A 19,403-nucleotide genomic window follows, 5' to 3' on the forward strand; every position below is an offset into this window, starting at 1 on the left:
GTAAGGCCATAAACGTGGCGCAAGAATACGCCGCTGCAATTTAACTGTCGAGGCCAGCAATGCTATCCTTTACCTTGCGTATGGCGGAGGAAAACATTACTTTTGCGCACGCATATCAGGAGAATATCATGAGTCATAACCTTGCCTTGCTGTCGCAGGAAGAGAAAGACAAAGTCAACGTTGATCTGGCGGCGGCAGGCGTTGCATTTAAAGAACGCTATAACATGCCTGTGGTGGCTGAAATGGTGGCCAGTGAACAACCCGAAGCCCTGCGCGACTGGTTTCGTCAGCGCTTGATGCACTATCGCCAGGCCTCTCTGAATCTGTCCCGCCTGCCCTACGAGCCTAAACAGAAATAATGTTACGTGTCATTGATACAGAAACCTGCGGGCTGCAAGGCGGCGTTGTCGAAGTGGCATCCGTGGATGTGATTGACGGCCAGATCGTCAATCCCATGAGCGATTTGGTTTCACCCGACCGCCCTATCAGCCGCCAGGCGATGGCCGTTCATCGCATCACTGAAGCGATGGTGATGGGTAAGCCGCCGATTGAAGATGCCATTACGCGCTACCACGGCAGTGCATATTATGTCGCGCACAATGCCAGCTTCGACCGCCGGATGTTGCCTGAGATGGCCGGCGACTGGATCTGCACCATGACGCTGGCACGCCAGCTGTGGCCAGGCATCAAATACGGGAATCAGGCGCTGCGGCACAGTCTGAAGCTGGAAGTGACGCCGCCCGCAGATTTACATGCTCACCGCGCACTTTACGACTGCTATGTTACGGCGGCCCTGTTGATCCGCATTATGGAGCTGTCTGGCTGGAGCGCCGCTGAAATGAGCCAGCGCTCTCAGCCTGCCGCCCAGCGCGATGATGTACTGCCGTTTGGTAAGTATCGCGGCCAGGCGCTGGCCGTTATTGCCCGCAAAGATCCGGGTTACCTGAAATGGATGCTTGAGAACGTTAAAGATTTGCGCCCGCCATTGCGACAGGCGCTGCGTAAATATCTCAGTCAGCTTCCCTGAGGTCAGGCGGGGGCAGACTCCCCTGGGCCAGTGCAATGATAAAGGTCAGCTCCAGCGCGACGCCTTCGTAGGCTTTATAACGCCCTGACTTGCCCCCGTGCCCTGAGTCCATATCGGTACAGAGCAGGAGCAGTGTGTCATCCGTTTTATGTTCACGCAGTTTTGCGACCCATTTCGCCGGTTCCCAGTACTGCACCTGTGAATCGTGCAGGCCTGTGGTAACCAGCAGATGAGGACAGGGCCGGGCGTCAATATTGTCGTACGGGCTGTACTGACGAATAGCGTGGTAATACTTCGCCTCATTTGGGTTGCCCCATTCGTCATACTCGCCCGTGGTCAGCGGAATTGATTCATCAAGCATGGTGGTTAACACATCGACAAACGGCACCTGCGCAACGACGCCGTGATACAGCGTCGGTGCGAGATTGATGACCGCCCCCATCAGCAGTCCGCCCGCACTGCCGCCCATGGCATAAAGCCGGTCCGGGTGCCCGAAACCCCTTGCCACCAGTTCATGGGTAACGTCAATAAAATCGGTAAAACTGTTCATCTTATTGAGCAGACGACCGCCGTCATACCACTGTTGCCCCAGCTCACCGCCGCCACGCACATGCACAAGTGCATAGACGAAACCGCGATCCAGCAAACTCAGCCGGCTGACGCTAAAGTCCGCATCCATGCTGCTGCCATAGGCACCATAACCGTAAACCAGCATCGGGTTCTGTCCCTTCTGATAGTACTTGCGGTTATAGACCAGCGAGACCGGCACTTCGGTGCCGTCAGTCACGGTAATCCAGTGATGTTCACTTTTGTACTCATCCGGATTGAAGTCTTTGACGCTGCTCTGCTTTAAAATACGGCGTTCACCCGTGTCCATATCCAGTTCGAACAGCGTGGCAGGCGTGGTCATGGAGGAGTAGCCATAGCGCAGTTTACTGGTGCGTGGCGTGGGGTTGTAAGCCAGCCAGGTCACGTACGTAGGATCGTCAAATGCGATACCGCTGGTTTCGCCCGTGTGCCAGTTCATTTGCCGCAGGCTGGTGAGGCCGCGCTGGCGTTCCTCGACAACCAGCCAGTCACGGAAGAGCTGAAAGTCTTCCATCACCACATGGTCACGCGCGGGGATCACGGTTTCCCAACGCGATTCGTCGAGGTAACGCGTGCGGTACAGGCCAAAGTTTTTGCCTTCACGGTTTGAGCGTATAAAAAACGTAAAGTCATAGTGGTCGAGGCTGTACTCGTGATCGCGTCGCCGTGGCAGAAAGACCTGTGGAAGGGCGTCCGGCAAATCGGCGTCCAGCAGCTGAATTTCACTGGTATTGGTACTGTCCAGTACGATCAGGATGAACTGTTTTGAGGTGGTTTTATGAATGCTGAGGTGAAACGTATCATCCTTTTCTTCATAAACCAGTTGGTCATCGCTTTGTGGCGTACCCAGTTCATGCCGCCAGAGCTGGTAAGACAGCAACGTTTGCGGATGCTTGCGCACATAGTAGAGCGTGAGTGAATCATTCGCCCAGGCAAAGCTGGAAGAGGCATCATTCAGCACCTCAGGATACCAGCTCCCGTTTTCCAGATTGCGAAAGCGAATGCCGTACTGGCGGCGGGAAAGGAAATCTTCTGCCAGGGCCATGACCTGATTGTCCGGGCTGATATGCAGCGCGCCCATAGTATAAAAATCACTGTGCGAAGCCCGCTGATTGGCATCCAGCAGCAACGTCCATTCATCAGTTTCCTGATAACTGGCAGGCTGCCGGTAATAGGCGGCATATTCGTTACCACTTTCATAACGGCTTTGGTAGCGGTAGCCATTTTTTACGTAGGGAACGGAATGGTCCTGAGGCGGCAGTCGGTCAATGATCTCGTGGAGAATACGGTTTTGTAATGGCTCCTGTGACGCCATGATTTTCTGACCATAGTTGTTCTCAGCACGCAGGTAGTCCAGCACATCGCTGTTTTCGCGTTTGTCATCGCGCAACCAGTAGTAGTTATCGACCCGCGTCTCGCCATGCAGGGACATCTCGTAAGGTATTTTTTTCGCGTCAGGTGCTTTCATATCATCCATCCTGCTGAACATCATCAACATTAAGGGTGGCACTAATGTCTTCAGATGCCAAGTCAGGGATAGTGAGTGTGAGCGTGTTCAGGGCCCTGTTACGGGCCCGGACATGGGTTAACTGGCCTTCTGCTGATCAATATCCTGCTGGATACCTTTTCGGACATCCTGCGGAATTTTTAGCGCGTCGCCCAGTGCCAACAGGTAGCTGCGCTCCATAAAATGGTCGACATCAATGGCGGCACAGCTGAGAAAATAGAGTTCCAGTGCTTCTTCTTCATTTTTAACATCCGCCGCCAGCCATTCGGGGTCCAGCGGCCGCTGCATGGCCTGCTGGATCAGTTTCTCCGCATCCTGACCATAGCCTGCCTGATGAATGTTCTGCTCAATCGCCGCACGTTCACGGTCATCAATATGCCCGTCGCTTTTGGCGGCAAACACCAAGGCCGTGACCAGTCGTTCTGCGCGCTGATCAACCGGCGTCTGTAACTCACCAAAACCCGGTTCGTCCTGATGGGTTTCACGCACCCGCTGTTTGTATTTGTTCCACAACACCGCGCCCGCTGCTGCCCCGCCGCCGATGATTAAGGCTTTGCCGCCATATTTAGTTAACAGCTTGCGTGATGATTTACTGGCCACCAGCAATCCCGCCAGGCCACCCAGCGCACCGGGGGCCAGCATCTCACTCATCCCGCCGCCGGATTTGCCGTCACCGCTCTTTTTTGCCAGTACTGATTGAATCTGTTGCAGCCAGTTATTCATTATTTACTCCCGTTACCATCCAGAAACATCATCATTACCAAAAAGATGTCAGGAAACGTCAGAGCAGGAAAAGTAGCGCAAACGAGATGAAATGTGCGCAAGGGGTGAGAACGCAAACGTTTTCGTTTATACTGCGCGCGAATTTTGACTGGTTGACTGCTTAGGTGAAATGATGACGACTCTCGGAACTGCGCTACGCCCTGCTGCGACGCGCGTCATGCTGTTAGGCTCAGGAGAACTGGGCAAAGAAGTCGCGCTGGAATGTCAGCGTCTGGGTGTGGAAGTGATTGCGGTTGACCGCTACGCCAATGCGCCTGCGATGCATGTAGCGCACCGTAGCCATGTGATAAATATGCTGGACGGCGACGCACTGGCCGCCGTTATTGCCCAGGAGAAACCAGACTTCGTGGTGCCTGAGATTGAAGCCATCGCAACAGAGAAACTGCTGGAGCTGGAGCAGCAAGGTCAGCGCGTCGTGCCCACTGCCCGCGCTGCCCGCCTCACCATGAACCGCGAAGGCATTCGTCGTCTGGCAGCAGAGGAGCTGGCGCTGCCCACTTCAACCTACCGCTTTGCCGACAGCAAAGAAAATTTTGTCGCTGCCGCCGCCGGGATTGGTTTTCCCTGCATCGTCAAACCCGTTATGAGTTCATCCGGCAAAGGCCAGAGTTTTATTCGCGATGCCAGCCAGCTGGATAAGGCCTGGGATTATGCGCAACAGGGCGGTCGCGCCGGGGCGGGACGCGTTATCGTTGAAGGCGTGGTGAAGTTTGATTTTGAAATCACCCTGCTGACCATCAGGGCCGTTGACGGCATTCATTTCTGCGCCCCTATCGGTCATCGCCAGGAAGACGGCGATTACCGTGAGTCATGGCAGCCGCAGCAGATGAGCGACCTGGCGCTACAGCGTGCCCAGCATATCGCGGAAACCGTGGTCAACGCACTGGGTGGCTATGGATTATTTGGTGTGGAGCTGTTTGTATGCGGCGACGAAGTGGTATTCAGTGAAGTCTCTCCGCGTCCGCACGACACCGGCATGGTGACGCTGATCTCGCAGGATCTGTCAGAATTCGCCCTGCATGTCCGCGCGTTCCTGGGGCTGCCTGTAGGGGCCATTCGCCAGTACGGCCCTTCTGCTTCAGCCGTTATTCTGCCGCAGTTAACCAGCCAGAATGTCCGGTTTGCGAATGTAGAAGCAGCACTGGGGGCGGGTTTGCAGTTGCGCCTGTTTGGCAAGCCCGAAATTGAAGGTCAGCGTCGTTTAGGTGTTGCTCTGGCCTGCGCCGAGACAACGGAAGAGGCTGTTGCGCGCGCGGTAGCCAGTGCGGCTGCCGTCAGCGTTCAGGGTTAAGTGAGTGCGGTGAGCCTGTGGGCTCACCGTCTGCCCGTTAGCGGGCCCCCGCGACGGCCTCGCTGGCCAGTTGCGTAATACGCTGCCAGTCCCCTGCTTCCAGCGCCTCGTTCGGCACCAGCCAGGAGCCGCCGATACAAAGTACGCTTTTCAGCGCCAGATAATCACGGTAATTCGCTGGTGAGATACCGCCCGTCGGACAGAAACGCACCTGAGGGAAAGGCCCACCGATGGCCTGTAGCGCTTTTACCCCGCCGTTGGCTTCGGCCGGGAAAAATTTAAACTCTCGCAGACCGTAATCCATGCCGGTCATTAATTCTGACACCGTGCTGATGCCGGGAATAAGCGGAACTGGCCCTTCAACGGCGGCCTTGAGTAAGGACTCGGTGATACCAGGGCTGATTACAAACTGTGCGCCCGCTTCCGTCACTTCCTGGAGCTGCTGTGTGTTCAGCACCGTTCCCGCACCGACAATAGCCTCTGGCACCTGTTTGATAATGGCGCGTAAGGCATCCATCGCCACGGGCGTGCGTAAGGTCACTTCCAGCACCCTGACGCCGCCGGCGACCAGCGCCTGAGCCATGGGAACCGCATGTTCCAGCTTGTTAACCACGATTACCGGCACGACCGGTCCGGTTTTCAGAATCTGCTCTGCACTCGTTTTCCAGTTTTTCATCACTTCCCCTGGTAAATAACATTGTGATCACTGCGCCGAAGCCTTTACAGCGCCAGTCCGGTTAACAGCACGACTACCATACAGGATTCTCCGTTTCACCGTCCATCAACGGATAAAATTTTTAAAACAGCAGTTCATTTTTGAGAGGTGGTGCAAAAAAAAGCCCGCATTATGCGGGCTGGGAAGGGATTATTCGAATTCATTCCAGGAACGACCGTCTCGCGTGATCATCGCGACGGACGCCACCGGTCCCCAGGTGCCGGCCTGATAAGGTTTGGAGGAATCACCATCTGCGGCCCAAGCGTTGATGATGGAGTCAACGTATGTCCAGGCGGCTTCCACCTCGTCACGGCGCACGAACAGTGCCTGAATGCCGCGCATCGATTCCAGCAGTAAACGCTCGTACGCATCCGCCAGATGAGACTGGTTAAAGGTTTCTGAGTAGCTCAGATCCAGCTTGGTCGTCTGCAGTTTGTGTTTGTGATCCAGACCCGGCACCTTGTTCAGGATCTCAATGTCCACCCCTTCATCCGGCTGCAGACGGATCGTCAGTTTGTTCTGCGGTAACTCGGAGTAAGAGTCTTTAAACAGGTTCATCTCCGGGTTTTTGAAGTACACCACGACTTCAGAACACTTGGTCGGCAAACGCTTACCGGTGCGCAGATAGAAGGGCACGCCCGCCCAGCGCCAGTTGTCGATATCGACGCGAATGGCCACAAAGGTTTCCGTAGAGCTGGTTTTGTTGGCGCCCTCTTCTTCCAGGTAGCCGGGGACTTTTTTGCCCTGCACAAAGCCGGCGGTGTACTGACCCCGCACCGTTTTCTCACGGACGTTCGTCTGATCGATAGGACGCAGCGAACGCAGCACTTTCACTTTCTCATCGCGAATGCTGTCGGCACTGAGATCGGAAGGCGGAGACATTGCAATCATGGTCAGCACCTGTAACAGGTGGTTCTGGATCATATCGCGCATCTGTCCGGCTTTATCGAAGTAACCCCAACGGCCTTCAATGCCCACCTCTTCAGCCACGGTAATCTGCACGTGATCGATGGTGCGGTTATCCCAGTTGTTCACGAAGATGGAGTTTGCGAAACGCAGCGCAAGCAGGTTCAGAACCGTTTCTTTCCCCAGATAGTGGTCAATACGGAACACCTGACTCTCATCGAAATACTCGCCTACGCTATCGTTGATTTCTTTTGACGTTTCCAGCGACGTGCCGAGCGGTTTTTCCATCACCACGCGCGCCGGTTTCGCATTGAGCTTGGCCATGCCGAGGCCCTGACAAATGGCCCCGAAGGTGCTGGGCGGCATGGCGAAATAGTTAATCGTGGTGCGGTTTTTCTGATCCAGCATCTTACCCAGTCTTGGGAAATGCGAAGTATCGTTGACATCAAGGTTACAGAAATCGAGACGGTTACTGAGCTTATCCCAGAGCGCTTCGTCAATCTTTTCCTTCATGAAGGTTTCTAACGCCTCACGCACCACTTTGGTGTATTCAGCTTTATCCCACTCTGCACGGCCAACGCCGATAATGCGGGTTTCTTCATGAATCTGACCCGCTTTCTCTAACTGATACAGCGAGGGCAACAGTTTACGACGGGCGAGATCGCCTTTGGCGCCGAAAATTACCAGATCGCATGCCTGGGCTATTTGTGTTACCGCCATTTTCCTCTCCTCGTTGCAGGATAGTCCCGGTGGCGATGCATCCTGAGCACCGGGTCCATGTTGTTATTTACTTTCAGCACAATGTACTTTTTTCCCCAGGCCAGGTAAACCAGCCCGCGGCGTCACCCTACTTACTCTGCGCGTAATTCGCGTCTGTGGTAGGTTGACCCGTGCGCTTTCGCTTATTTTTCTGTGTCAAAAATTGTCTGGCTGCAGCCAGTGCGACGCTGATTATGGCAAAAAAAGGGCCAGCAGACTTATCAGACCTTGCCCCGCGGCTGATTCTACAGGGTCACCCCGGCAGCATTGCCTTTCATCTCAGCATTTATCCATTCTAACAGATATTTACTCCCTATCTGGTCGGGATAATGCGCCGGTGCAACACTTGCCGCTTTACGCTTTTCGCTGTTTACACCGGCTTCGTGGGCCAAACAACAGACGATGCCTTCCCCACCGGCAAACGAACGACCGCAACAGCCTGGTCTGTTACGCGCGGCCCGGCTGTAAATACGATACAGATGAACGGGCTGTTCAGCCTTCCGCGTTGTGACACGCAGAATGGCTGCGTCACTTGCGTCTGGTCAATTAAGCTGGCGCTAGCGTCGAAGGGGGGATGACTTCCTCGGTGAGTCTCAGTATTGTATCTGACAAAAGCGCCTTTACTGGACGTCTTCCGGGCGCAGTGCCACAGTTCTGACACACTCGAATGTATAATAATACCTCTGTGTGGTAATCAGTATCTGACGGGCTAATACCTTAAAAAGTAACGATTCAGCTCAGTTCCAAAATTCAAAGGAATCTCTATGTCCCGACGTTTAAGAAGAACCAAGATCGTAACCACTCTCGGCCCAGCCACTGACCGCGACAACAATCTCGAAAAAATCATTGCTGCTGGTGCCAACGTTGTGCGTCTTAACTTTTCACACGGTACGCCCGAAGATCACCAGATGCGTGCCGATAAAGTGCGTCAGATTGCGGCAAAACTCGGTCGACATGTGGCCATTCTGGGCGATTTGCAAGGCCCTAAAATTCGTGTATCCACCTTTAAAGAAGGTAAAGTCTTCCTGAACGTGGGCGACCGGTTCCTGCTTGATGCGGCGCTGGGCAAAGGCGAAGGCGATAAAGAACGCGTCGGCATTGACTATAAAGGTCTGCCCGAGGATGTGGTACCCGGCGATATCCTGCTGCTGGATGATGGTCGCGTCCAGCTGAAGGTGCTGGAGGTTCAGGGCGTCAAAGTGTTTACCGAAGTGACAGTAGGTGGCCCGCTTTCTAACAATAAAGGCATCAACAAACTGGGCGGAGGCCTGTCGGCTGAAGCCCTGACGGAGAAAGACAAAGCCGATATTATCACGGCCGCCAAAATCAACGTGGACTATCTGGCGGTATCCTTTCCGCGTTGTGGTGAGGATATGCACTATGCCCGCCGTCTGGCGCGCGATGCGGGCTGTGACGCGTTAATGGTCGCGAAAGTAGAACGTGCCGAAGCGGTCGCCTCGCAGGAAGCCATGGATGACATCATTCTGGCCTCTGACGTGGTGATGGTTGCCCGTGGCGACCTGGGCGTGGAAATTGGCGATCCGGAACTGGTCGGGATTCAGAAAGCCCTTATACGCCGTGCGCGCCAGTTGAACCGTACCATCATCACCGCGACACAGATGATGGAATCAATGATCACCAATCCTATGCCGACGCGCGCTGAAGTCATGGACGTCGCCAACGCCGTGCTGGACGGCACCGATGCGGTAATGCTGTCAGCCGAAACCGCTGCCGGTCAGTATCCGGCGGAGACCGTTGCCGCCATGGCAAAAGTCTGTCTGGGTGCCGAGAAAATCCCAAGCGTGAATGTCTCTAAACACCGTCTGGATGTGCAGTTCGATAATATCGAAGAAGCGATCGCCATGTCAGCCATGTACACGGCGAATCACCTGCAGGGCGTGACCGCCATTATTACCATGACGGAATCCGGTCGTACGCCATTGATGACCTCACGTATCACATCAGGTTTGCCGATCTTTGCCATGTCGCGCCACGAACGTACGCTGAATATCACCGCGCTGTATCGCGGCGTGACGCCCGTGTTTTTCGACAGCGATAACGAAGGCGTGGCCACCGCCCATGACGCCGTTAATCTGCTGCGTGACAAAGGCTTCCTCGTCTCCGGTGATTTAGTAGTCGTCACGCAAGGGGATGTGATGGGGGCAACCGGCACGACTAACACCGGCCGGGTGCTGCGCGTCGATTAATACCGCTTTTCATACACATCTGTATTACCATTTAAACGCGGCTGCCTTGCAGTCGCGTTTTTTGTTTTTTCATAAGGAGGCCAGATGGCCCGTTATCAACCCATCCGCCAGTTGACCGGACGCGTGATGCTGTTTCCGCTGGCGATGGTGCTTTATGAGTTCGCCACCTATATTGCTCACGATATGATCCAACCCGGCATGTTGCTGGTCACCGCCGAATTCGACGTAGGCGATCAGTGGGTTTCCACCTCTCTCACGGCCTATTTACTGGGTGGCGTGGTTTTACAATGGCTGCTTGGCCCGTTGTCCGATAAATATGGCCGCAGGCCTGTGCTGCTGTCCGGCATTCTGTTTTTTGCCGCCGCCTGTATTCTGACTACCTGGGTCAGCGACATTGAGCAGTTCGTCAGTCTGCGTTTCCTGCAGGGAATTAGCCTGTGTTTTATTGGTGCGGTCGGCTATGCAGCCATTCAGGAAGCGTTCGAGGAAGCACTGGCCGTGCGCATTATGGCGCTGATGGCGAATGTCGCCCTGCTGGCACCGCTCGCCGGGCCTCTGGCCGGCGCCGCCTGGCTCACGGTCGGAAGCTGGCGCAGTATGTTCTGGCTGTTTGCCGCCTGCAGCGCCGTGGCGTTTATCGTACTCTGGCGGGTCATGCCTGAAACCGCCGGCGATCGTCACCAGTCCATTGCGCTGCCGGTGCTGGCGCGCAATTATGGCCGACTGATAAAAGATCGTCAGGTGATGTTTGGGTCCTTTGCCATCGGACTGGTTTTCATTCCCATTCTGACCTGGGTAGCCCTGTCCCCGGTCATCCTGATGCGTGATGAAGGACTTTCACGAATGGAGTACGCCCTGCTCCAGCTGCCGGTATTTATGGCAATGATTGCCGGTAACCTGACCCTGAGCAAACTGGTTGGCCGGATGCCGATTGAGCAACCCGTGAAATTTGCCGCCTGGCCCATATTACTCGGGTTAAGCCTTGCTTTATTTGCCACGCTGATAAACACACACAGCTATTTGTTGATCACCGCAGGATTAAGCCTGTACGCGTTCGGCGGCGGGATGGTGAATGCCGGACTTTACCGGCTGACGCTCTATGCCAGCGATGAAGGTAAAGGCAGCGTCGCGGCCATGCTGGGCATGATCAGCATTTTGACGCTGGCTGCCGGCATTGAGTTGGCGAAGCACTTCTATTTTAGCGGTGGGGTAATCTGGTTTAGCCTGATCAACTTTATCAGTGGTGTCCTGTGGTTTGGCCTGGTGCTGATGTTTCTGCGGGAACGCAGGCGTCACGCCAAAGTAACGCCCGTCTAAATCAGAAAGGCCGCCATGCGGCCTTTCTTTATTTACGAGGATAAAGCTCGTCTCGCGAGTAGGGTTCGACATCACCCGCTTTGCGGGTTTTAAGCAGTTTCAGTATCCAGGTATATTGTTCCGGATGCGGACGCACAAACACTTCTACCTCTTCATTCATCCGCCGCGCCAGTTGACGGTCATCCGCTTCGAGTAAGTCATCCATCGGCGGACGAACGTAAATTTCCAGCTTATGCCTTGCTCCGTTATACACCGGAAACAGCGGCACGACGCGGGCGCGACAGACTTTCATCAACCGGCCAACGGCGGGTAAGGTAGCTTTGTAAGTGGCAAAGAAGTCGACAAACTCACTGTGTTCCGGCCCGTGATCCTGGTCAGGCAGATAATAGCCCCAGTAGCCCTGACGGACCGAACTGATAAACGGCTTAATGCCATCGTTGCGCGCATGCATACGACCACCAAAACGACGGCGGACACGGTTCCAGACATAGTCCACCAGCGGATCGCTCTGGTTATGGAACATCGCGGCCATCATCTGTCCCTCTGAGGCCAGCAGCATGGCCGGAATGTCCACAGCCCAGCCATGCGGCACCAGAAAAATCACGTTCTGCTTGTCGGCCTGCAGTTGATCAATGATTTCCCGACCGTGCCACTCAACCCGCTGTCGGATCTGTGCCGGATCGCGCATACCCAGCTCGGCCATCATGGCCATGGCTTGCGGTGCGGTGGCAAACATCTGATCGACGATCGCGTCACGCTGAGATTCGCTTAATTCAGGCAGGCAGTAATAGAGATTGATGAGCGCACGGCGACGCGCGCCCTTCGCCAGCTTACCAGCAAACTTGCCGAGCCCTCCCAGAAGCGGATCGCGCACGCGAGGCGGCATCAATGCAATACCCGCCAGCGCGCCAATGGCCAGCCAGCTGCCCCAGTATTTTGGCTTTAAAAAAGAACGTTCAAAAACGGGAATAAATTCAATGTTATTTTTTTTACGGGTTTCCATGCACTCGCCTCAATCAATGACGGGCTAATGATAGTGGCGACGAGTAAATTTGCAATCATCCTACGCCAGAGATAAAAAAGTCGACGGCCATGCCGTCGACGTTATCAAAGTATTTACTTCATCCCCAACTGCGGTAACCAGCCTTTGACCTGAGCAAGATACTGCGAACGATCTTTGCCCGTCAGACCTTCCATGCGCGGCAGCTTGGCCGTCAGGGGATTAACAGCCTGATTATTAATCCAGATCTCAAAATGCAGATGCGGTCCGGTTGAACGGCCGGTATTGCCGGAGAGCGCAATACGATCGCCACGCTTTACCTTTTGCCCCGGTTTCACCAGCACTTTTTTGAGGTGCATGTAACGCGTCATATACTGACGGCCGTGACGGATGGCCACATAGTTACCGGCGGCACCGCCGTTTTTGGCCACCACGACTTCGCCATCGCCCACAGCCAGCACAGGCGTACCAACCGGCAGCGCGAAATCGACACCTTTGTGTGGAGCAATTCGGCCCGTCACCGGATTAAGACGGCGCGGATTAAAGTTCGACGAGACACGGTACTGTTTCACGGTGGGGAAACGCATAAAGCCCCGCGCCAGGCCCGCACCGCTGCGGTCGTAATATTTGCCGTCTTCGGCCCGGAACGCGTAATAATCTTTGCCGCCGCTGCGCAAACGCACACCCAGTAGCTGGCTTTGCGCGCTCTTGCCTTCCAGCATTTCGCGCGACATCAGCACGCTGAATTTATCGCCCGCGCGTAACTTACGAAAATCCATCTGCCACTGCATGGCTTTGATCACGCTGCTGGCCTCTGCACTGCTTAAACCGGCACGCATAGCGCTGGCGGCGAAGCTGCCGCGGACTTCGCCCTGAATCACACTGTTGCGCCATTCACCCTTTTGTATCTGCGACTGCATGCTAAAGCCACCTTTATCGGTGCGCGTATAGGTGCGGGTTTCACGACGCGAGATTTCCCAGGTAAAGGTATCCAGTGCGCCGGCATCATTGAGCGTCCAGCTGAGCTGCTGACCGACCTGCAAATTACGCAGATCTTTATCGCTGGCCACCAGCGCATTAATGTCGCTCATGTCGATGCCATACTGGTTCAGTGCGCTGCTGAGCGTGTCGCCTGAGGAGACGGTGTAATCGTGCGAGCCTGCCGTATCGGCGACATCCTGATCGACGTCGTCTGAAGGCAGTTCTTCATCGGGTTCGGGCGTGGTTTGATCGATAGGTTCACTGGCTTCAGGAAGCAGTGTGCGAAACTCGTTTTTGTCTAACTCAATGGCTTTGACGATGGGCGTAACATCATCATTCGGATGGTAAACATAAGGCCGCCAGACTGCGACGGCCAGAGTAACAACGGTTAACGATCCCAGCATAACGCGGTGGGGGCGCGGCAAATTATTAAATGCGAGGGCGACAGAGCGGGCTATCTGCTGCACGTTAAACTATTCCTCTATGCTCCTTTCAGGCAGGTCTCATACTGGCTCGACAGCTGTGAGAGGAATTTCACATAGCTGTCTTTTCCTAAGCTGATGTCTGTGCCCAGTGGATCGAGCGTGCCTTTACGCACCTGCGTTCCACGGGCAACAGCATCGATGACCGCCGGCCTGAATTGTGGCTCAGCAAAGACGCAAACGGCCTTTTTCTCAACCAACTGTGTTCGAATTTGATGTAAGCGCTGTGCACCCGGTTGAATTTCTGGGTTAACGGTAAAATGCCCGGTGGGCGAGAGACCGTAGTGTTTTTCAAAGTACGTGTAAGCGTCGTGAAAAACGAAATACCCTTTATCTTTAACGGGGGCAAGCTGTGAGATAATGCGCTTATCTGTGTCCGCTAATTCTGCCTCAAAATGCTGCAGGTTGGCGTCAAGTTTGGCTTTATCCTGCGGCATAAGTTCCAATAATTTTTCATGGATTGCAACCGCGGTTTTTTGCGCGATTTCGGGTGACATCCACAAGTGCATATTAAACTCACCGTGATGGTGATGATGCTCTGCATCGTGGTCATCGTGATCATCGTCTTCATCGCCCCGCAGCAACATCGTTTTTACGCCGGGAATTTGTACTATCTCTAGATTCTTTTTTTCTGGCAGGGCGGCGGCTGATTTGGTCATAAACGCTTCCATTTCTGGTCCCACCCGGACCACTAAGTCCGCGTTTTGTAAGCGTTTTACATCAGACGGACGCAGGGCATAATCATGTTCGGATGCGCCATCAGGCAGCAAGACCTCCACCGGTGTTACCCCGTCCGCAATCGCAGAGGCAATGAAGCCAACAGGCTTAATGGAGGCCACCACATTGGCATGAGCGGGCAAAGCAACGGCGGTAGCAAAAGCAAGCGCAGCCAGGGTAAAACCCACCCCTTTTTTATTATGTAACATAATGCGTCATTCCTTCGTCATCAACAGATTGGATGTGATATTATAACATTCGAAATTCTGCGCAACCTGTAAATCTTATGCCATCACTTGTCACACTTGAAAATGTCTCCATCCAGTTTGCTCAACGCACCGTCCTGTCTGGCGTGAGCCTGGCGCTTCATCCTGGTAAAATTTTGACGCTGCTGGGTCCCAATGGCGCGGGTAAATCGACGCTGGTGCGCGTGGTACTCGGCCTGCTCGCGCCCTCATCCGGTCAGGTGCATCGCAGTGCGAACCTGCGTATTGGTTATGTGCCTCAGAAACTGCACATCGATCCGACGTTACCGGTCACTGTCGAGCGTTTTATGCGTTTGTCACGTGGCGCACGTCATCAGGACATTCTGCCTGCGCTCAAACGCGTTCAGGCCGGTCACCTGCTGACCTCTCCCCTGCAGAGACTGTCCGGTGGCGAAATGCAGCGCGTCCTGCTTGCGCGTGCGCTGCTTAATCAGCCACAGTTGCTGGTGCTGGATGAGCCGACACAGGGCGTGGACGTCAATGGTCAGGTCGCGCTCTATGATTTGATTAACCAGCTTCGTCATGAGCTGAACTGTGCGGTATTGATGGTCTCTCATGATTTGCACCTGGTCATGGCCAAGACAGACGAAGTACTGTGCCTCAATCATCATATCTGCTGTTCCGGCACGCCCGAGGCTGTCTCCCAGCATCCGGAATTTATTGCCATGTTTGGGCCACGCGGCGCGCAGGAACTGGCTATCTATCGTCATCACCATAATCATCGTCACGACTTAAAGGGACGTATCGTACTTCGCAAGGGACCGGGTCCACTATGATTGAATTATTGCTACCGGGCTGGCTGGGCGGCGTCATGCTGGCGCTGGCTGCCGGTCCTCTGGGTTCGTTTGTCGTCTGGCGCAAGATGTCTTACTTTGGCGACACGCTGGCCCATGCCTCACTGCTGGGCGTTGCGTTTGGTTTAATGCTGGATGTAAATCCATATTATGCCGTGATTCTGGTGACGGTTTGTCTGGCGCTGGGGCTGGTCTGGCTGGAACGCCGCCCGCATCTGGCCATAGATACCTTGCTGGGCATCATGGCGCACAGTGCGCTTTCACTGGGACTGGTGGTCGTCAGCCTGATGTCGAATGTGCGGGTCGATTTGATGGCCTACCTGTTCGGCGATTTGCTGGCGGTCACCCCTGCCGATCTCGGGGCAATGGCTGCGGGCGTAGGTTGTGTTTTAGCGGTCATGGCCTGGCAGTGGCGCCCGTTGCTGTCGATGACCATCAGCCCTGAACTGGCGCAGGTCGACGGGGTGAATATTCAACGCACCCGGTTAATCCTGATGCTGGTGACCGCGCTGACTATTGGCGTGGCGATGAAATTTGTCGGGGCGCTTATCATCACCTCGCTGCTGATTATCCCGGCTGCGACGGCGCGACGCTTTGCACGTTCACCGGAAATGATGGCCGCGATTGCGGTGCTGATCGGGGTAATGGCAGTGACCGGCGGGTTAACCTTCTCGGCGTTCTATGACACGCCTGCGGGGCCGTCTGTGGTGCTGTGCGCAGCCATACTGTTTATCGTCAGTATGGTGCGCAAACCGGCGCTGTGATTACGCCTCTTTGGTGATACCGAAATGACGGTAAGCATGCTGCGTGGCCATCCGGCCGCGCGGTGTACGTTGGATAAAGCCCTGCTGAATCAGGAAGGGCTCGATGACATCTTCGATCGTTTCCCGCTCTTCACCAATCGCCGCCGCAAGGTTATCCAGACCCACCGGCCCGCCGGTGAATTTATCAATAATCGCCAGCAGCAGTTTACGATCCATATAGTCGAAACCTTCGCTGTCAACGTTAAGCATGTCCAGCGCGGTCACTGAGACTTCGCCGCTTAAGTTACCGTTTGCCCGCACTTCTGCAAAATCACGCACCCGGCGTAACAGTCGGTTAGCAATACGCGGCGTGCCGCGAGAGCGACGGGCGATTTCAAGGGCCCCCTCCTCGCTCAGCGCCAGGCCCAGACAGGCGGCACTGCGCCCGACGATATGCTGCAAATCTTTCACCTGATAGAATTCCAGCCGCTGCACGATACCAAAACGATCTCGCAGGGGCGACGTCAGTGAGCCCGCGCGCGTAGTGGCACCAATCAGCGTAAACGGCGGCAGATCAAGCTTAATCGATCGCGCTGCCGGACCTTCGCCAATCATGATATCCAGCTGATAGTCTTCCATCGCCGGATACAGTACTTCTTCAACGACCGGTGACAGGCGGTGAATCTCATCAATAAACAGCACATCATGCGGCTCAAGGTTGGTCAGCATCGCCGCCAAATCGCCCGCTTTCTCCAGCACCGGACCGGAGGTGGTGCGCAGATTGACGCCCATCTCATTAGCCACAATGTTCGCCAGGGTGGTTTTTCCCAGCCCGGGTGGGCCAAAAATCAGCAAATGGTCCAGCGCATCGCCACGCAGTTGGGCCGCTTTGATAAAAATTTCCATTTGCTCCCGCACCTGCGGCTGGCCGACATACTCGGTCAGCATCTTAGGCCGGATGGCGCGGTCGAGGCTCTCTTCTTCGCTAACGCTGGCGGCGGAGATCAGGCGATCGGCTTCAATCATGAATTACCTCAAATAGCGGCGCGGAGCGCTTCGCGAATTAATGTTTCACAATCCGCGTCAGGGCGACCCACTTTGCTGATCATGCGGCTCGCTTCCTGCGGTTTATAACCCAGGGACACCAGCGCTGCAACCGCTTCCGCTTCGGCGTCGTTGGTTTCGGGTTCCGGGCCCGGCGTGGTCAGCGTAAAGGCCGAGTCACCGCCAAACAGATCGCCATGCATCCCTTTAAAGCGATCCTTCATCTCGACAACCAGACGCTCGGCGGTTTTCTTGCCCACACCCGGCAGTTTGACCAGAGCGGCAATCTCTTCTTTTTCCACCGCCGTGACAAACTGCTGAGCGGACATGCCCGACAGAATAGCGAGCGCCAGTTTCGGCCCAACGCCGTTGACTTTTATCAGTTCACGAAACAGGGCACGTTCCTGTTTGCTGTTAAAGCCGAACAGCAGTTGCGCGTCTTCACGAACCACAAATTGCGTAAAGATTATCGCTTCGTGATTAAGCTCAGGCAGTTCATAAAAACAGGTCATTGGCATATGGACTTCATAACCAACGCCATGCGCCTCCAGCAGGACCAGCGGTGGCTGCTTTTCCAGAATGGTTCCCCGTAAACGACCTATCACCTGATGCCTTCCTTATTCAACGTATGTGGCGGAATTTATACCATAAAAAAGGCTGGATGAATATCCAGCCTGACGGGCATATTGCGGGGATTGCCGTTAGCGCTGCCGCAGCCGGCCGCGGGTCAGCACCAGCGTGTTCTCACTCATGCGCGCGGCATTCTGTGCAACATGGCAGTGCGTAATCGCGATAGCCAGCGCATCGGCGGCATCAGCCTGCGGACTGGCTGCAAGCTTCAGTAAAGATTTGACCATATGCTGAACCTGACTTTTTTCTGCCCCGCCGGTTCCGACAACCGTCTGCTTCACCTGACGTGCGGCATATTCGAACACCGGCAGGTCATGGTTTACCGCCGCGACGATGGCGGCACCGCGCGCCTGGCCAAGCTTCAGCGCCGAGTCGGCGTTCTTCGCCATAAACACCTGCTCGATGGCGAAAAAATCAGGCGAAAACTGCGTGATAATTTCGCAAACGCCAGCATAGATCAGTTTCAGGCGCGCCGGCAATTCTGTCGTATTGGTGCGGATACAGCCGCTGCCCAGATAGGTGAGCTGGCGGCCGGTCTGACGAATCACCCCGTAACCGGTGACGCGTGAACCGGGGTCAATCCCCAGGATAATAGACATGACGCGTCTCCAGCCAGCGATGAAAGCGGTACAGCATTACAGCGTTTCCGCCACCTCATCGGAGATCTCACCGTTGTGGTAAACCTCCTGCACGTCGTCGCAGTCTTCCAGCATATCGATCAGACGCAGCAGTTTCGGTGCGGTTTCCGCATCCATTTCCGCTTTGGTTGACGGAATCATCGCAACTTCCGCCGTATCCGCTTTCAGACCGGCGGCTTCCAGCGCATCGCGCACGGTGCCCATCTCTTCCCAGGCGGTGAAGACATCGATAGCGCCATCATCATACGTAACCACGTCCTCTGCACCGGCTTCCAGCGCGGCTTCCATCACCGCATCTTCATCCTGGCCTGGCGCGTAAGAAATCACGCCTTTTTTGCTGAACAGGTAAGACACGGAGCCATCGGTTCCCAGGTTGCCGCCGGTTTTGGTGAACGCATGACGCACTTCACCCACCGTACGGTTTCGGTTATCACTCAGACACTCGATCATGATGGCCGATCCCCCCGGACCGTAACCTTCATAGATGATGGTTTCCATGTTGGAATCATCTTCGCCGCCCACACCGCGTGCAATCGCACGGTTCATGGTATCGCGTGTCATGTTATTAGACAGCGCTTTGTCCATGGCAGCACGTAAACGTGGGTTAGAACCGGGATCGCCCCCACCCAGTTTCGCGGCGGTCACCAGCTCGCGAATGATTTTGGTAAAGATTTTACCGCGCTTGGCATCCTGAGCAGCCTTGCGGTGCTTGGTATTCGCCCATTTACTATGTCCAGCCATCTTACATATTCTCCGATCTTAACAATCGCACGGGCTATCTGACTTACGATCCGCCTCCCGACAGTGCCTGCCATCCTCACGTCGTTATAAACGTTCCGGTTGCGCTGCACTGACAGACGCGGCTTCGCGATACCGATGATGCCCGACTCTTCAATTTTAACGGCGCCGGTTTATCACCGGCACCCGGTTTAGGGAACGAAGGATGAGCTTCGTCGAATTCGTGAAATTTAACGTTACTGCCGTCTGAAAAACGCGTTACGGCAGGCA

General features: G+C 55.0%; 18 protein-coding genes. 7 read left to right on the plus strand and 11 right to left on the minus strand.

The features are described 5' to 3' along the window. The first annotated feature begins 128 nt into the window (after positions 1 to 128). The gene (locus tag C1N64_RS14225) at positions 129 to 359 is read left to right on the plus strand and encodes a DNA polymerase III subunit theta (protein WP_006120290.1); all 231 of its coding nucleotides are present in this window, start codon (positions 129 to 131) and stop codon (positions 357 to 359) included. Further along, entirely contained in the window at positions 359 to 1,027 is a 669-nt protein-coding gene (gene exoX / locus C1N64_RS14230) for an exodeoxyribonuclease X (RefSeq protein WP_394514900.1), read from the plus strand. Before C1N64_RS14225 ends, exoX begins: the two co-directional genes overlap by 1 nt. Here exoX and C1N64_RS14235 read toward each other — a convergent pair. After that, positions 1,011 to 3,083, minus strand: coding sequence for a prolyl oligopeptidase family serine peptidase (locus tag C1N64_RS14235; RefSeq protein WP_375096343.1), 2,073 nt, complete (start codon positions 3,081 to 3,083; stop codon positions 1,011 to 1,013). The two genes, exoX and C1N64_RS14235, sit on opposite strands and share 17 nt — an antisense overlap. A 117-nt stretch (positions 3,084 to 3,200) precedes the next feature. After that, positions 3,201 to 3,845: a tellurite resistance TerB family protein gene (locus C1N64_RS14240; protein ID WP_394514901.1), complete on the minus strand. Its 645-nt coding sequence runs from the start codon at positions 3,843 to 3,845 to the stop codon at positions 3,201 to 3,203. A 172-nt stretch (positions 3,846 to 4,017) separates the two neighbouring features. Between C1N64_RS14240 and purT the strand changes: the two genes are divergently transcribed. After that, a complete protein-coding gene (gene purT / locus C1N64_RS14245; RefSeq protein ID WP_039343220.1) occupies positions 4,018 to 5,196 on the plus strand; it encodes a formate-dependent phosphoribosylglycinamide formyltransferase in 1,179 nt (392 codons plus the stop codon). Positions 5,197 to 5,233: 37 nt separating this feature from the next. Here purT and C1N64_RS14250 read toward each other — a convergent pair whose 3' ends face one another. Then, positions 5,234 to 5,872, minus strand: a complete 639-nt coding sequence (locus tag C1N64_RS14250; RefSeq protein ID WP_033741962.1) for a bifunctional 4-hydroxy-2-oxoglutarate aldolase/2-dehydro-3-deoxy-phosphogluconate aldolase — start codon at positions 5,870 to 5,872, stop codon at positions 5,234 to 5,236. A gap of 189 nt (positions 5,873 to 6,061) precedes the next feature. Further along, the gene (gene zwf, locus C1N64_RS14255) at positions 6,062 to 7,537 is read right to left on the minus strand and encodes a glucose-6-phosphate dehydrogenase (protein WP_006120280.1); all 1,476 of its coding nucleotides are present in this window, start codon (positions 7,535 to 7,537) and stop codon (positions 6,062 to 6,064) included. An 803-nt stretch (positions 7,538 to 8,340) separates the two neighbouring features. Here zwf and pyk point away from each other — a divergent pair. Both pyk and C1N64_RS14265 read left to right on the plus strand, forming a co-directional pair. Then, positions 8,341 to 9,783, plus strand: a complete 1,443-nt coding sequence (gene pyk / locus C1N64_RS14260; RefSeq protein WP_033741964.1) for a pyruvate kinase — start codon at positions 8,341 to 8,343, stop codon at positions 9,781 to 9,783. Positions 9,784 to 9,867: 84 nt separating this feature from the next. Next, a complete protein-coding gene (locus C1N64_RS14265) occupies positions 9,868 to 11,100 on the plus strand; it encodes an MFS transporter (protein ID WP_054633646.1) in 1,233 nt (410 codons plus the stop codon). A 28-nt stretch (positions 11,101 to 11,128) separates the two neighbouring features. Here the strand turns inward: C1N64_RS14265 and lpxM are convergent, their stop codons facing one another. From lpxM to znuA, 3 genes are all read right to left on the minus strand, one after another. Continuing rightward, complete coding sequence (lpxM, locus tag C1N64_RS14270) at positions 11,129 to 12,103, minus strand: lauroyl-Kdo(2)-lipid IV(A) myristoyltransferase (protein ID WP_039343145.1); 975 nt, start codon at positions 12,101 to 12,103, stop codon at positions 11,129 to 11,131. Positions 12,104 to 12,216: 113 nt separating this feature from the next. Continuing rightward, positions 12,217 to 13,548: a murein DD-endopeptidase MepM gene (mepM, locus tag C1N64_RS14275; RefSeq protein ID WP_394514902.1), complete on the minus strand. Its 1,332-nt coding sequence runs from the start codon at positions 13,546 to 13,548 to the stop codon at positions 12,217 to 12,219. A gap of 14 nt (positions 13,549 to 13,562) precedes the next feature. Next, positions 13,563 to 14,489 (minus strand): zinc ABC transporter substrate-binding protein ZnuA, encoded by a 927-nt coding sequence (gene znuA / locus C1N64_RS14280; RefSeq protein ID WP_394514903.1) that lies wholly within the window; start codon positions 14,487 to 14,489, stop codon positions 13,563 to 13,565. A gap of 77 nt (positions 14,490 to 14,566) precedes the next feature. On the opposite strand from znuA, the gene znuC reads away from it, so the two are divergent. Beyond that, the gene (gene znuC, locus C1N64_RS14285; RefSeq protein WP_375096346.1) at positions 14,567 to 15,322 is read left to right on the plus strand and encodes a zinc ABC transporter ATP-binding protein ZnuC; all 756 of its coding nucleotides are present in this window, start codon (positions 14,567 to 14,569) and stop codon (positions 15,320 to 15,322) included. Further along, entirely contained in the window at positions 15,319 to 16,104 is a 786-nt protein-coding gene (znuB, locus tag C1N64_RS14290) for a zinc ABC transporter permease subunit ZnuB (protein ID WP_054633643.1), read from the plus strand. Before znuC ends, znuB begins: the two co-directional genes overlap by 4 nt. On the opposite strand, the gene ruvB is transcribed toward znuB, so the two are convergent. The 4 genes from ruvB to C1N64_RS14310 all read right to left on the minus strand — a co-directional run bounded on the left by ruvB (position 16,105) and on the right by C1N64_RS14310 (position 19,136). Continuing rightward, complete coding sequence (ruvB, locus tag C1N64_RS14295; RefSeq protein WP_006120271.1) at positions 16,105 to 17,109, minus strand: Holliday junction branch migration DNA helicase RuvB; 1,005 nt, start codon at positions 17,107 to 17,109, stop codon at positions 16,105 to 16,107. Between the two features lie 8 nt (positions 17,110 to 17,117). After that, positions 17,118 to 17,732 (minus strand): Holliday junction branch migration protein RuvA, encoded by a 615-nt coding sequence (gene ruvA / locus C1N64_RS14300; RefSeq protein ID WP_006120270.1) that lies wholly within the window; start codon positions 17,730 to 17,732, stop codon positions 17,118 to 17,120. A 96-nt stretch (positions 17,733 to 17,828) separates the two neighbouring features. After that, on the minus strand, positions 17,829 to 18,356 hold the full coding sequence (gene ruvC / locus C1N64_RS14305; protein ID WP_033741979.1) for a crossover junction endodeoxyribonuclease RuvC: 528 nt from the start codon (positions 18,354 to 18,356) through the stop codon (positions 17,829 to 17,831). A 36-nt stretch (positions 18,357 to 18,392) separates the two neighbouring features. After that, the gene (locus C1N64_RS14310) at positions 18,393 to 19,136 is read right to left on the minus strand and encodes a YebC/PmpR family DNA-binding transcriptional regulator (protein ID WP_205956508.1); all 744 of its coding nucleotides are present in this window, start codon (positions 19,134 to 19,136) and stop codon (positions 18,393 to 18,395) included. Positions 19,137 to 19,403: the final 267 nt, after the last annotated feature.

The organism is Pantoea sp. SGAir0215 (genome assembly GCF_043543215.1).

Bases quoted from the DNA above. Each gene is read 5' to 3' on its own strand.
- C1N64_RS14225 (WP_006120290.1), top strand. From the start codon at position 129: ATGAGTCATAACCTTGCCTTGCTGTCGCAGGAAGAGAAAGACAAAGTC.
- exoX (WP_394514900.1), top strand. From the start codon at position 359: ATGTTACGTGTCATTGATACAGAAACCTGCGGGCTGCAAGGCGGCGTT.
- C1N64_RS14235 (WP_375096343.1), bottom strand. From the start codon at position 3,083: ATGAAAGCACCTGACGCGAAAAAAATACCTTACGAGATGTCCCTGCAT.
- C1N64_RS14240 (WP_394514901.1), bottom strand. From the start codon at position 3,845: ATGAATAACTGGCTGCAACAGATTCAATCAGTACTGGCAAAAAAGAGC.
- purT (WP_039343220.1), top strand. From the start codon at position 4,018: ATGACGACTCTCGGAACTGCGCTACGCCCTGCTGCGACGCGCGTCATG.
- C1N64_RS14250 (WP_033741962.1), bottom strand. From the start codon at position 5,872: ATGAAAAACTGGAAAACGAGTGCAGAGCAGATTCTGAAAACCGGACCG.
- zwf (WP_006120280.1), bottom strand. From the start codon at position 7,537: ATGGCGGTAACACAAATAGCCCAGGCATGCGATCTGGTAATTTTCGGC.
- pyk (WP_033741964.1), top strand. From the start codon at position 8,341: ATGTCCCGACGTTTAAGAAGAACCAAGATCGTAACCACTCTCGGCCCA.
- C1N64_RS14265 (WP_054633646.1), top strand. From the start codon at position 9,868: ATGGCCCGTTATCAACCCATCCGCCAGTTGACCGGACGCGTGATGCTG.
- lpxM (WP_039343145.1), bottom strand. From the start codon at position 12,103: ATGGAAACCCGTAAAAAAAATAACATTGAATTTATTCCCGTTTTTGAA.
- znuA (WP_394514903.1), bottom strand. From the start codon at position 14,489: ATGTTACATAATAAAAAAGGGGTGGGTTTTACCCTGGCTGCGCTTGCT.
- znuC (WP_375096346.1), top strand. From the start codon at position 14,567: ATGCCATCACTTGTCACACTTGAAAATGTCTCCATCCAGTTTGCTCAA.
- znuB (WP_054633643.1), top strand. From the start codon at position 15,319: ATGATTGAATTATTGCTACCGGGCTGGCTGGGCGGCGTCATGCTGGCG.
- ruvB (WP_006120271.1), bottom strand. From the start codon at position 17,109: ATGATTGAAGCCGATCGCCTGATCTCCGCCGCCAGCGTTAGCGAAGAA.
- ruvC (WP_033741979.1), bottom strand. From the start codon at position 18,356: ATGTCTATTATCCTGGGGATTGACCCCGGTTCACGCGTCACCGGTTAC.
- C1N64_RS14310 (WP_205956508.1), bottom strand. From the start codon at position 19,136: ATGGCTGGACATAGTAAATGGGCGAATACCAAGCACCGCAAGGCTGCT.